This window comes from Mesorhizobium sp. M1182 (assembly GCF_040318335.1).
In the GTDB taxonomy this organism is placed as follows: Bacteria; Pseudomonadota; Alphaproteobacteria; order Rhizobiales; family Rhizobiaceae; genus Mesorhizobium.
The window spans coordinates 60,999-73,323 of record NZ_JAMYMD010000016.1; the positions used below are offsets into that span (position 1 = coordinate 60,999).

Genomic DNA, 12,325 nt, shown 5'->3' on the forward strand with positions numbered 1-12,325 from the left:
GACTTGCCGGTGGCGACCGGGTCAAACACGCCAACCACGGCGCCGCAACCTCGGCAGCAGCCGACGCAAGCCCTGACTGGAGGATTCCGCTAAGCATTTTGCAGCCAAGTGGAACCACTTGGCGTCGCACAAATGCGGCTGAAACAAACAGATAGAGCGGAATGCCCGATTCGATCCAAATGCATTCCGCTCTAGAACGCCGCGGCTATGGGCATTGCGACCTTGTTGGGGATCTGGATGTCGATCTCCAATCTCGACGTCGTTTCGCCGTGATCCATGCTCACCTGCAGGAAATCCTGGTCGACCTGAACATGCCGGGCGATCACCGCCATGATCTCCTCGCGCAACACCGAGACGAGATCGGGCTGGTTGCGGCTTCGACGCTCGTAAGCCAACAGCAGTTGCAAGCGCTCGCGCGCCACCGGCGCGCTGCCGCGGCGCTTGAAGATATCGAGCAGGTTCATGCTGCCCTCCTTCCCAACAGCCGGTCGAGGAGGCCCCTCCGCTCGAAAGGCAGAATGACCGGCAGGTCCTCGCCCTCGAGTCTTCTTGCCGCGTCGATATAGGCGCGTGCGGCGGGGTTAGTGTTTTCGCTGAGCGTAACCGGCGCGCCCACATTGGATGCGCGCAGCACGTCCTGGCTCTCGGGAATTATTCCCAGCAAGGGCGTCGACAGGATCTCGAGCACGTCATCGATGCTCAGCATCTCGCCGCGGGCAGCGCGCGCAGCATCGTAGCGCGTGACGAGGACGTGTTTGACAATCGATTCACCTTGCTCGGCTTTCATCGTTCTAGAGTCGAGCAGGCCGATGATGCGATCGGAATCTCGGACCGAGCTCACTTCCGGGTTGGTGACGATTACCGCCTCGTCGGCAAAGCGCATGGCAAGTTGCGCGCCCCGCTCTATGCCGGCCGGACTGTCGCAGAAGACGTAGTCGAAAACGGAGCGCAGCTTGTCGATGACGTCGGCGACGCCTTCCTCGGTGAGAGCATCCTTGTCGCGCGTTTGCGAGGCCGGCAGCAGGAACAGCGTTTCGAGCCGCTTGTCACGGATCAGCGCCTGCGAAAGCTTGGCGGTTCCCTGAATGACGTTGACGATATCGAAAACAACGCGCCGCTCGGCGCCCATGATCAGATCGAGGTTGCGCAGGCCGACGTCGAAATCGACGAGAGCCACCCGCTTGCCGGTTTTCGCGACCGCGGCGCCGAGAGCGGCCGTCGAGGTCGTCTTGCCGACACCCCCTTTGCCGGATGTGACAACCACTACCTTGCCCATATTTGTGCCTCCAATGTTGTTAGTTGAGCGGTGCGACGCAAAGTGCGCCGTCCTCGAGAAAGGCCTGTACCGGCCTTCCTCGCGAGGAGGCGTCCATCTCCTCGGCAGTGCGGTACCAGCCGTCCACCGCCAGAAGTTCGGCTTCGTTTTTCCGGCAAAAGATGCGAGCCGCGGAATTTCCCGTGGCGCCGGCGAACGCACGTCCACGCAGCGTGCCGTAGACGTGGATCGATCCTCCGGCGATGATCTCGGAACCGGAACTGACGGAGCCGACAATGACCACATCGCCATCGGGATGAAAGATCGACTGGCCGGAGCGGATCGGTGCCTTGATCATCAATGAGTTCGGCGCCTGCGGCTCTTCCGTCTTGGCCTCAGCTGCGGCCTTCGGGTCCGGCTGCACGTAAAGCGCGTCGGCGGTGGCCTCCTTGGCGCCAACGAGGAGCGGCGGCAGATCGGCATCGAGAGCTACATTGCCATCGGCCTCGATCGCGTAGATGCGAATCCCGCGCTCCGCGAGTTGTAAGACCAGATCCCGCATCTCGCCCACCTCGGGCTTGAGTATATTCAGATCGAGCACGACCGGGCGGCCGGCAAAGAAGCCGGGAGAGTTTTCGGTCCAGTGATCGAGGCTTTGCAGCCATTCCCCTAGCGGGGCCTCAGGGGTGAGGGTGAAGGCTACAAACGAGCGCGCTCGAAAGCGTATGGACTTGTTTTGAATGGGAGCGACGCAGGTCACAGAGGCGAGTCCTTACTGATTGGTTAAGGCTAGCCCGGCATGGTTAACGAAAAGTTAATGGCGGCTTTCCGAGGCGTTGGCGGAGGCATTCTTTTTGTCCCTGATCGTCCCGCCGGCGCCCTGCTTCCGGTGCACGACGAGGTCCTCCTCGCGGCTGCCTGGAGGCGCCTCCAGTTCACGAGGTCGGCCGACCGGTATATTGTTGCCGGAACGCCGGGCCTATTAAGGAGTTATCGATTTGACAAGCGTTGCCAGGGGACCTGTCGCGGATCGCGGTCGCGCTGCCTATGACCTTGGCGCGACCGCCATCTTTGCTTCCAAATCAGACCCGCGCTTTCACTATTGCCTGTATGTGCCTCCCGCGGTTGGGGAAGGGGCCAAAGTCGATCTGATGGTCGCTGTCCATGGCACCGGCCGCACCTCTTTTCTTGGATTCCGCGACGCGTTTTCCGAGTTCGGACGCTGGAACGGCTGCGCCGTTTTGTGTCCGCTGTTTCCAATCGGCGTTCTCGGGGATGATGCCCGCAGCGGGTACAAATATTTGCTCGAGGGCAACATACGCTACGATCAGGTGCTGCTCGCCATGGTTGAGGAGGTCAGCGCCAAATACAGTCAGGATTGGAGCCGCTTTGCCATGTTCGGATTTTCCGGCGGCGGACATTTCACGCATCGTTTTGCTATCCTGCATCCCGACAGGCTCTGGGCGGCCTCAATCGGCGCGCCAGGTTCGGTGACCTTGCTCGATCCGACGCATGACTGGTGGGTGGGCATTCGCGATCTGCCGGAGAAGTTCGGCATCACCTTCGATGCCGCAGCGCTGGCAAAAGTGCCTTTCCAGATGATCGTCGGCGGCGCTGACCTGGAGACTTGGGAAATCACTCATGTCCAAGGCAGCACCCATTGGATGCCAGGCGCCAACGATGCCGGGCGAACACGGCCGGAACGCCTCGTGGCATTGTGTCGATCGTTCGAGGAGGCGGGGGCGCGCGTGCGCTTCGATTTGCTGCCAGGCATATCTCATGAACGGGACGCGGTTCTCGATTCGGTCAAGGATTTCCTTGCCCAACAACTCAAGGAACGAGGAAACGTCTCACGATGAATTCGTTGCGCCCCAGCCCGTGAAGAGATTATCGCAATCAAAGCCCGACTACGTCGACCGCATCCAACGCCGATTTGCTGCCAGTGCGTAACGACTAGAGCAACGCTTCGTATTGATTGCCAATCTTGTCGACTGTGAAATCCACCGCCCTGTTTTTCAGCACGGCAGCAGGGGTGGGGTGGTCCAGCGTCTCGGCCATCGCCTTCGCCAGGGCCGCGGCGTCACCGACCGGCACCAAGGTGCCGAAGCGGCCGTCACCGAGTATTTCGCGCGGGCCGTGCGGAGCATCGGTGGAGATTACGGGGACACCGGCGGCCATGGCCTCGACCAAGACGTTGCCAAAGCCTTCGCTCGTGGATGTAAGGACGAACAGATCGGCTGCGGCATAGCAAGCCGCGGGATCGTTGACGTAGCCGGCAAAGAGTACGTCCTGGCCAATGCCGATCTGCTCGGCACAGGCGTGCAATTCGGCAGCCAGCGGACCTTCGCCGAAGATGACAAGCCGGGCAGGGCGGCCGGCGCGCAGGGCAGCGAAGGCCCGCAGCAAAGTCCGGTGGTCCTTGACCGGCACCAGGCGTCCCGCGGTGGCGATGACCGGGCCATCGCCCATCGCCGCCAACGCTGCCTGCCAGGCATAGGAATTCCTCTGCGGTGCTACAGCTGGCGGCAGCGGGTTATTGATGACGACAACCTTCGATTCGGGGAAGCCTCGGGCGATGATGTCACGGCCGACACCCGCCGAAACGGCGATGGCCTTGGTTGCGCGCGCTGCAACCAGCGCGGAAAGCCAGATCGCCAGCCTGGCGCCGAGGCCGCTGGCAGGCAGCGAGGCCGCGGCATGGAAGCTTGGAAAGAATTTTGCCCGGCTTCTGGCCAACATGAGTGACAGCGCCATCACCAGATTGGCGAATTCCGGGGCGCTATAGACCGCATCAGGATCAAGGCGGCGGAACAAATTTGCGCTTCGCACGATGCCTTTCAGCGTCGCCGACTTGGCGTAACCCTCGCCGCGCAAGGGAAGGCCGAAGTCGACCAGATGCACGGCAGCGGAACGCAGCGCGGCGTTAGGGCCTTCCGCGTTCCAGGTAAAAAGCGTGACCTCGTGGCCACGCGATGCCAGTTCATTTGCCATCAGGACGAAAACACGTTCGGCGCCGCCGCCCCTCAGGCTGGCGATGTGGAAAACGATGCGCTTCACCATGCCTTGCTTCAGGCTCGGCTGGCGGCAACGCCTGATCGGTTCGGCGGCCGGCGCATGTCGCGGATGATGCCCATGCCGATGGCCAGCAGCATCCCCAGGGCAAAGCCTGCGAACGCTCCGGCGCCTGCCACCAGGGCAGTGCGCGGGGGCCATGAGCGTGCGGGCGGGGGCACTGCGGTCGAAATCACCTGTACGTTTGTGGTGTCGATCTGCTCGCGCTCGCTGATTTGGCGCGCACGTGACAGGAAGCTCTCATAGACCGCTCTCTTCGACGCGGCATCGCGTTCAAGTTCACGCAGGGCGACTTCGGATTCGCTGTCGGTGAATACATTGCCCTTCAGATCGTTCATCCTGGCGTTGAGAGAAGCCAACGAGGCCCGGGCCTTGTCCAGGCTGGCCTTTGCCGTGCCGACGGTGCGGGAGAACTCGGCCCGGAGTTGCGAGTTGACGGTCTCGAGTTCCGTCCTGAGCCTGACAATCGTCGGGTGGCGCGGACCGAAGGTCATCGACTGTGAGTCGATCTGCTGCCGCAGGCTGTTTGACCTGTCGCGCAGCGCAGCGAGCGCTTCCGAAACCGTGGGGTCGGGATTGGCCCCGTTGATACCGGAGGCAACCAGGGCGTCGTAGCTTGCCTGCGCGGCGATGACACGCGATTGCGCATCGACGATTTCGCCATTGAGCTGCGTCAGCGTCTGCGAACTGACGAGCTGGCCATTGCTGGACGACAGGTTGTGGCTGCGCCTGTAGCTCTCGACCTTCTCTTCGGCTGCCTGCACGTCGCTCTTGAGTTGGCCAAGCCGGCTGTCAAGGGCAGCCGCGGCACGGCTGGCGCCGGCAGCTTCGGCCTTAGCCAGTTCTTCCTGGAAGTTTTTGACTATGGCCTGCGAGATCAGGATCGCCTTGGCGGTGGTTTCCGCAGATACCGAGAGGGTTGTGACAAACGAGGTCGGATCCGCGATGGCGTCTACCCGGTCCGCCAGGTTCTTCAAGGCGATGAGCCTCGGGTCGGGCTTCGCCACAGCGCCGGACGAGGATGTGCTCCGGTCCGGATCGAAAAACTCCGGATCGTGAGTCAGATTCAGTTCGTCCACCACACGGGAAAGCACGTTGCCCGAGGTCAGGATGCGCTGCTTGCTGCGCGTGCTGAGCAACTGGCTATCGACCTGGCCCGGTTGCGAGTAGAGGTCGTTTTCCACAACCTGCAAATTGGATGGGTTGATGAGGACCTCGGTCGTGACGGTGTAACGCTGCTTGCTCAGCAATGCATAGGCGCCGCCGACAATGCCGCCGACTACCGCCAGCATGAAGGCCAGGGCGAGGCCGGCCCGCAGCCAGACGAACAGACGCCGAAAATCGAGCTCAAGGAAATCGCCGATCTTGTCCAGGGTCACCGTTGCGACAGGCTCTGGAGGTTGCGGCGTCACCGGCGCGGAGCTTAGCCCCGCGACTGGGCCATGCTGTTGCAGCAATGCCCTGCGCCGTGCATTGGCGATACGCTCGAATGCACTGTTATTGGAAGCCGTCGCGGAGATAGGGGGTGTGCCGGAACCGGCAGACATGGTGACAACCCTTGTTAAATCATTACGCTTGGCCTGCTCTACAGAAACATCGTTAACATCTTATTTTCCAAGTTGGCCCATTTTACCGCTCTCGCTGTCCGTCCGGCGGACGTTGAAGGGGTCTCGTTGCCCGGAATGCTGTTTGAATACCTTCACCTGGATGGGCCATGAGCTATCCCGCTGCCGCATCGGAACGATTGTTGCCCAGTCGAGCGCGCCGTGAGAACGCGCTGTCGCTGCTGTTTTTCCTATGCGCCGCCTTCGCGCTCCTGCTTCGCTTTACGGTGTCGCCGCAGGTGATGAACATGGTCGTCGACTATACGGCCCAGGGGGGCTCGTTCTACGAGAAGCTGCATTTCGGCACCTATGCGATCTTCCTGGTCCTTGCCGTCGTTCTTTTCAGCCGACCGTTTCTGCTGCAGGGCGACGAAATTGGGATATTCAAAGCGTTGATTCGCTTTTCGGTGCTGATGTTCGCGCTGGTGCCCTATCTGTTCGTCACCGGCCGTGCGGGCTCCTCCGGGTTCATCATCGATTCTTATCTGGTGGCCGGCGCCGCAGGCCTGTTGATGCTGGCCTTGAACGCGGAAGTGCGGCGGGCGTTGGGCGACGTCGTGCTTGGAATGGTGATCCTCAGCGCTGTGCTCGGCACGATCGAAGCGGTGACTCAACATCGATTTATGCCTTACGGTCTCAACGAACTGCAGTTCAGGCCAATTGGCCTATCGGCGCACCCGCTGGCGCTAGGCGCGCTCTGCGCCACAGCCATCGGATTCGTGCCGCTGACGCGCTGGCGCATATGGGTGCGGGTGGCATCGATTCTCGTGTTGCTCGTCGGTTGTGCTGCGTCAGGCGCCCGCGCCGCCCTGATGCTCGCTGCGGGAGAAACCCTCATTCTGCTGCTGTTCGTGCCTTGGCCGCGCCTGACTCTCAAGCACCAGCGGCAGGCCAAGTCCGTCGTGCTGCTGTTCGCCCTGGTGAGCGGCGCAGTGCTGGTGGCCATACTATTTTCGGGCGGGCTGCTGAATCGATTCGGCAACACGATCTTTGACGAGAATTTCATGGCGCGGGTGACGATCTACCAGATATTCGGACTTGTTAGCTGGAAAGACATCCTGTTTGGCATGAACGTCGACGACCTCCTGGCGATCGTCAAAGAGAAGCTGCATCTGCCCTATATCGAGAGCGCTCCGGTGGTCATCACCATGCTCTTCGGCTTGCCGATAGCTGTGCTCTTCATAGTGCTGGTATTCTGGTTCATTTTTCGGCTGCTGCGCGCGGCGCCGCTGCCGGCATGGATCGGCACCATGACCTTCCTGCTTGCTGCGCTGTCGAACAACGCGCTCTCGTCAAAAGCGCCGGATATTACGACTATCGTGGTGTTGCTGCTTGCCTATAGAAACGTGCCGTATAGAAACCAGCCGAAGAGCACGTCTTCGACCGCTGTCGCATCCGAGCCGAAACTGGATCGGCTTGGATAAGCGCAGGCTCCAGACGCATCAGCCGGCGCTATCCACAACCTCGACATTGCCTGCGCGATTGAGCGTGTGGATGCCCGCCCGCGCCCATGCCGGTCCTGGGCCGATCGGGTGGGGCGGTGCAAACAGGACATCGAAGTCGTCAAGGCGATCCAACCGCATCAATCCCAGGCCGCCGCCATAGGCTCTAGACCCGTTTTGCACGGGCAGTAGCAAAGCGTCGCCCTGGCGGATGAAAGCGCCGCCCGGCCGAGTGGCCGAGTGATCGACGGCGACGGGATTGAGCGCGTGCGCAGCCCACGGCCCACGCAGCGCCGGGGCGGAATAGACGGCCATCGTGTCGGACGCGCTGCCGTAACCGAACCGCCCCGTCCCCAACAGCCAGAAACGGCCGTCGGATTCGAGCAGCGTGGCGTCGTTGAAATCCCTGTCCGTCATCAGCACCGTATCGCGTACCCAGCGATCCGGAAACTGCACGGCACGGTAGAGCACCAGTTCTCGCGCCGTAGCGCTTTCAGGGATCATGAAAATCTCGCCGGAGTGAGCGAACACCTGCGGATATGACAGATGATGCGCTTCCTCCAGCACCACTTTCGGTACGCCGAAAGTGCCGTCGGTGCCAAGTTCAGCGACGGAAATCACCCCGCGGCCGGTGGAGTAGGGAAACTCCTCGACAAACAGAAAATGACGGCCGTCGCGCTCGAGAACGAACGGATCGGCGTAGAAGCGCTGCCCGTCATCGGCAAGCACGGTGAAGGGCTTACCATCCAGCAGTCCGGTTTCGGCGACGCCTGGACCGTCGATCAGCCGATAAGCAACCTGCCAATAGAAGGGACGCCGACCACGTCGCAGTTTTTGCACGGCGCGGTCGACTAACCCCCTGCCGAAAAAGGGCAGATAGTGCCCGATAAATCCGCCTTTCTGCAGGGGCGGCGCCGGGCTCTCGGCAATCGGCGCAAGTTTGCCCGCGGAAAAGCGGGCGACACATTGGGCAATCAGGGAGATGGCGCCGGCGAGCAGGTCGTTGCTGGTTCGGGACAGCCACAACCGGTCGCTGATCATCGGCCGCGCCCTGGCGACGGCAACGCCGTCGAGGCGCGCGGTGAGTTCGGGCAGCCGCCCGCTCGCCAGCATCTCGGTCATGCCTGCGGCAAAGCTGCTTTGGCCGCAAAATTCGAGCGTCAGGACAGGCGTGCCGCGTCGTGCGGCGGTAGCCGTGAGATCGACTATAAGATCGACTGGGCCGGTGTCGCCGGACGGCAACGGCCGGGAACGGCTTGCCAGTGAGGGGCCGAAGCGCCGGCCCTCGAGCGCCAGCACATTATCCATCGTGCGCGCATTGGGTTCAGGCGTCGGCGCGCGGCAACTCGAAACCGCATGTCCAGCCGCACTCAACCGCGCCAGAAGCTCATTTTCCCAGCGCCGGGATGGGTCGGCGTGGCCGATGATTAAAATATTAGTCAATCCAATATATTCTTTTTCAAGACTACTGCCATAGACTACTTGTCAGCCCAACCTTTCACAAGAGTTAAACCGGGAGAACGCGGCCTTGGTTGTTAATCATATATTGAGAATTGAGATCACGAAGGCGCTTTCCGGCGCTATTATGACTCTTGCGGGCAATAGTCGGCATGTCCCGAAGGCTGCAGGCGACCAGGATCAGCGATGAACGTCCTTTCACGTCCAAAACTGCCATCCAGGCAGAAACTGCTGATCGTGTTCGGCACTAGGCCGGAGGCACTCAAATGCTTTCCAGTGGCGCGTGCCGCCCTCGCTCATCCAGGCTTCATCACCGAAATATGCATAACCGCCCAGCATCGTGAAATGGTCGACCAGGTTGTCGAGCTGACCGGCTTGCCTGTGCACCACGATCTCAACATCATGCAACCCGGCCAGTCGCTGTTCGATGTGACCTCGCGCGTGCTCCTGGGCATGGCCGAGGTGTTGGACAAGGCGAAGCCCGATATCGTCATGGTACAGGGCGACACCACCACGGCAATGGCCGCGGCTCTTGCTGCCTTCTACAAGCGTATCCCCGTCGCTCATGTCGAAGCAGGATTGCGCAGCCACAACATCAACTCGCCGTTTCCTGAAGAACTGAACCGCAAGATTGCCGGCGACATCGCCACCTGGCATTTTGCGCCGACCGTTCAAGCGCGCGACAATCTCATCGCCGAAGGAAAGGCCGAAAGCACCATCTTCGTGACCGGCAACACGGTGATCGACACGCTGTTGCATTTTTCAAGCGCGATCGATGCCGACAGGCTGATGAAGGCGAAGCTCGCTGCCAGCTTCCCCTTCCTCGACCCTTCCAAGAAGATGATCCTCGTCACCGGACATCGCCGCGAGAATTTTGACGGCGGCATCCAGCGCATCTGTACGGCGTTGAAGGGATTGGCGGCGCGCGGAGACGTGCAGATCGTCTACCCTGTCCATCCAAACCCCAATGTGCGCTCGGTGGTCAACGCAGAGCTGGAAGGCGTGCCGAACATCCATCTGGTCGAGCCGCAGGACTATCTGCCGTTCCTGTACCTGCAGAAGCAGAGCTATCTGGTGCTTACCGATAGCGGCGGCGTGCAGGAAGAAGCGCCTTCGCTCGGCAAGCCGGTGCTGGTGATGCGCGAAAATACCGAGCGACCCGAGGGGATCGTGGCCGGCACCGCCCGCCTTGTCGGCACCGATGTCGAGAAAATCCTGTTCAACGCCAATCGCCTGCTCGACGATCAGGCTGCCTATCGCGGCATGGCGGAACGACACAACCCATATGGCGATGGCCGGGCCAGTAACCGGATTGTTGAGGAACTGCTGCATCATGGCTGAAATCAAAACCGTTTCCGTAGTCGGCATGGGATATATCGGCCTGCCGACCTGCGCCATTTTTGCCAGCCGCGGGCTCAACGTCATTGGCGTCGATGTCAACGGAGCGGTGGTCGAGAAGGTCAATCGTGGCGAAATCCACATCGTCGAGCCGGACCTTGACGGTCTGATCCAGAAGGTCGTGGCGAACGGCAAGCTCATGGCCTACAGCACGCCGCAGCCGGCGGACGCCTATATCATCGCCGTGCCGACCCCGATGACCCACGATCATAAGCCGGACGTGACCTACGTGCTCGCGGCGGCACGAAGCATCGCCCCCGTGCTGAAGCGCGGAGACCTTGTGGTATTGGAATCGACATCGCCGGTTGGAACCACGCGTATCATGACCGGGCTGCTTGCCGAGTTGCGGCCTGATCTCAAATTTCCTGTCCAGCATGGCGAAGACGCCGATGTGCTGGTCGCCTATTCCCCCGAGCGTGTGCTGCCGGGAAAGGTGCTGACCGAGCTGATCAACAACGATCGCTCGATCGGCGGATTGTCCCGCAAATCGTCGGAGCGGACCGCGGCACTCTATTCGACCTTCGTCACCGGCGACCTGTTCATGACAACGGCCGAAAGTGCTGAGCTGGTGAAACTGACGGAGAACGCGTTCCGCGACGTCAACATCGCCTTTGCCAACGAGCTTGCCGCCGTGTGTCAGGATCTGTCGCTCAATGTATGGGAAGTGATCGATCTCGCCAATCGACACCCTCGCGTGAACATCCTCCAGCCGAGCCCGGGCGTTGGCGGTCACTGCATTGCGGTCGATCCATATTTTATCATCGACGCCGCACCCAACAGCACGCGGCTGATGGCTTCGGCACGCCGGATCAATTCCGAACGGCCCATGTCGGTGGTCAGGGATATCGAGGCCTTGCTTGACCCCTCCCGCAAACAGACGATCGCCTGTCTTGGCCTCAGCTTTAAAGCCAACATCGACGATTTGCGCGAGAGCCCGGCCGTCGAGGTGGTGAAACTTCTGTCCGATATCCCCAATGTGAAGATCATTGCGGCTGAACCCAACACAAATGCGCTGCCGCATGAGCTCGAGGGCAGGGGCATCGTGTTCACCGACGCACTTTCGGCCATCGACAAGTCCGATATCGTCGTCCTCCTGGTCGACCATCGGCAGTTCAATCTGGTCGACCCCGAAGCGCTCAAGGATAAGAAGCTCGTCGATACGAGGGGTCTGTGGACATGGCGCAAGGCACGCAAGCCCGACGCCCGCATCGAAGGCAAGAAACCAGAGGTCGCACAAGTGACACCTGCAAGGGAGCAGGCCGCATGAACGCGCACGCCCCGGCATGGGCGCAGCATTCCCTGTTGGCATCACGGCGCCGGGAGTTCCTTGGCGCACCGATCCATGCGCTGACCATGGCCGAGACACTGGCCATCGCCGACGAGGCGATGACCCTGGGGCGGCCGCTGCATCATGTGGTCGTGAACGTCGCCAAACTGGTGACCATGCGCCAGAATGCCGAGCTGCGCGAGGACGTGGCCGGGGCGGACGTGGTCAATGTCGATGGCATCGGCGTGCTTTGGGGTGCACGTCTGTGCGGCGTCGCGCTGCCCGAGCGGGTGGCGGGCGTCGACATCATGATCAATCTGCTGAGCCTCTGCGCGAAGCGTGGATTCAGGCCGTATCTGCTGGGGGCCGAACAGCACGTTCTCGACGCGGTTGTAGTGAGACTTGCCAAGGACCATCCGAGCCTCGTCATAGCGGGAATGCGCAACGGCTATTTCAAGCCGGAGGACGAGGCCGGGATCGTCGCGGCGATCAACGCCTCGGGCGCCGACTGCCTGCTGGTGGCCATGCCGACACCGCGCAAGGAACGCTTTCTCAAACGCTACCGCGATGAACTCGCCTCAAGTTTCGTGATGGGCGTGGGCGGCAGTTTCGACGTCTATGGGGGCAAGGTTGCCCGCGCGCCGAAGCTGATACAAGCGGCCGGCCTGGAGTGGCTGTTCCGCGTCGTCCAGGAGCCGCGACGCTTGTGGCGCCGCTACTACGATACCAACACTGCCTATGCGGGACTGCTGTGCCGGGAGTTCTGGGAGCGTCGCTGGCGCCGAAACGCCGGTTTATAGTTTCGCCTACGGGGCTCCAGCGGCGCGGC

Annotated in this window: 11 protein-coding genes; 5 read left to right on the plus strand and 6 right to left on the minus strand. The window is 61.5% G+C overall.

Translation table 11 applies throughout. From position 1 onward, the window contains the following. Positions 1–191: 191 nt before the first annotated feature. Genes minE through minC form a run of 3 tightly spaced genes read right to left on the minus strand, consistent with a single transcriptional unit; the run spans position 192 to position 2,015 of the window. Positions 192–464 (minus strand): cell division topological specificity factor MinE, encoded by a 273-nt coding sequence (minE, locus tag NKH33_RS19505; protein WP_352683186.1) that lies wholly within the window; start codon positions 462–464, stop codon positions 192–194. Then, positions 461–1,276 carry a septum site-determining protein MinD gene (minD, locus tag NKH33_RS19510; RefSeq protein ID WP_023677152.1) on the minus strand — a complete coding sequence of 272 codons (816 nt, stop codon included), beginning with the start codon at positions 1,274–1,276 and terminating at the stop codon, positions 461–463. Before minD ends, minE begins: the two co-directional genes overlap by 4 nt. 19 nt (positions 1,277–1,295) lie before the next feature. Then, positions 1,296–2,015 carry a septum site-determining protein MinC gene (gene minC, locus NKH33_RS19515; protein WP_352817232.1) on the minus strand — a complete coding sequence of 240 codons (720 nt, stop codon included), beginning with the start codon at positions 2,013–2,015 and terminating at the stop codon, positions 1,296–1,298. A 238-nt stretch (positions 2,016–2,253) separates the two neighbouring features. On the opposite strand from minC, the gene NKH33_RS19520 reads away from it, so the two are divergent. After that, complete coding sequence (locus tag NKH33_RS19520) at positions 2,254–3,114, plus strand: alpha/beta hydrolase (RefSeq protein WP_352851241.1); 861 nt, start codon at positions 2,254–2,256, stop codon at positions 3,112–3,114. 94 nt (positions 3,115–3,208) lie between these two features. Here the strand turns inward: NKH33_RS19520 and NKH33_RS19525 are convergent, their stop codons facing one another. Next, entirely contained in the window at positions 3,209–4,315 is a 1,107-nt protein-coding gene (locus NKH33_RS19525) for a glycosyltransferase (protein ID WP_352921077.1), read from the minus strand. 8 nt (positions 4,316–4,323) lie between these two features. Continuing rightward, positions 4,324–5,874: a GumC family protein gene (locus tag NKH33_RS19530; RefSeq protein ID WP_352472503.1), complete on the minus strand. Its 1,551-nt coding sequence runs from the start codon at positions 5,872–5,874 to the stop codon at positions 4,324–4,326. Between the two features lie 167 nt (positions 5,875–6,041). Between NKH33_RS19530 and NKH33_RS19535 the strand changes: the two genes are divergently transcribed. After that, positions 6,042–7,355 carry a VpsF family polysaccharide biosynthesis protein gene (locus tag NKH33_RS19535; RefSeq protein ID WP_352472504.1) on the plus strand — a complete coding sequence of 438 codons (1,314 nt, stop codon included), beginning with the start codon at positions 6,042–6,044 and terminating at the stop codon, positions 7,353–7,355. A gap of 18 nt (positions 7,356–7,373) precedes the next feature. Here NKH33_RS19535 and NKH33_RS19540 read toward each other — a convergent pair whose 3' ends face one another. Further along, complete coding sequence (locus NKH33_RS19540; RefSeq protein ID WP_352821397.1) at positions 7,374–8,816, minus strand: glucosamine inositolphosphorylceramide transferase family protein; 1,443 nt, start codon at positions 8,814–8,816, stop codon at positions 7,374–7,376. Positions 8,817–9,017: 201 nt separating this feature from the next. On the opposite strand from NKH33_RS19540, the gene wecB reads away from it, so the two are divergent. The 3 genes from wecB to NKH33_RS19555 are packed head-to-tail and all read left to right on the plus strand — an operon-like array spanning position 9,018 to position 12,296. Next, complete coding sequence (gene wecB / locus NKH33_RS19545; protein WP_352472506.1) at positions 9,018–10,172, plus strand: non-hydrolyzing UDP-N-acetylglucosamine 2-epimerase; 1,155 nt, start codon at positions 9,018–9,020, stop codon at positions 10,170–10,172. Further along, positions 10,165–11,496: a UDP-N-acetyl-D-mannosamine dehydrogenase gene (wecC, locus tag NKH33_RS19550; protein ID WP_352921080.1), complete on the plus strand. Its 1,332-nt coding sequence runs from the start codon at positions 10,165–10,167 to the stop codon at positions 11,494–11,496. Before wecB ends, wecC begins: the two co-directional genes overlap by 8 nt. Beyond that, the gene (locus tag NKH33_RS19555) at positions 11,493–12,296 is read left to right on the plus strand and encodes a WecB/TagA/CpsF family glycosyltransferase (protein WP_031211886.1); all 804 of its coding nucleotides are present in this window, start codon (positions 11,493–11,495) and stop codon (positions 12,294–12,296) included. The genes wecC and NKH33_RS19555 overlap by 4 nt, the downstream gene beginning before the upstream one ends. Positions 12,297–12,325 lie beyond the last annotated feature (29 nt).

Coding starts and splice junctions, on each gene's coding strand:
- wecB (WP_352472506.1), top strand. CDS start 9,018: ATGAACGTCCTTTCACGTCCAAAACTGCCATCCAGGCAGAAACTGCTG.
- NKH33_RS19525 (WP_352921077.1), bottom strand. CDS start 4,315: ATGGTGAAGCGCATCGTTTTCCACATCGCCAGCCTGAGGGGCGGCGGC.
- wecC (WP_352921080.1), top strand. CDS start 10,165: ATGGCTGAAATCAAAACCGTTTCCGTAGTCGGCATGGGATATATCGGC.
- NKH33_RS19535 (WP_352472504.1), top strand. CDS start 6,042: ATGAGCTATCCCGCTGCCGCATCGGAACGATTGTTGCCCAGTCGAGCG.
- minD (WP_023677152.1), bottom strand. CDS start 1,276: ATGGGCAAGGTAGTGGTTGTCACATCCGGCAAAGGGGGTGTCGGCAAG.
- NKH33_RS19555 (WP_031211886.1), top strand. CDS start 11,493: ATGAACGCGCACGCCCCGGCATGGGCGCAGCATTCCCTGTTGGCATCA.
- NKH33_RS19530 (WP_352472503.1), bottom strand. CDS start 5,874: ATGTCTGCCGGTTCCGGCACACCCCCTATCTCCGCGACGGCTTCCAAT.
- minE (WP_352683186.1), bottom strand. CDS start 464: ATGAACCTGCTCGATATCTTCAAGCGCCGCGGCAGCGCGCCGGTGGCG.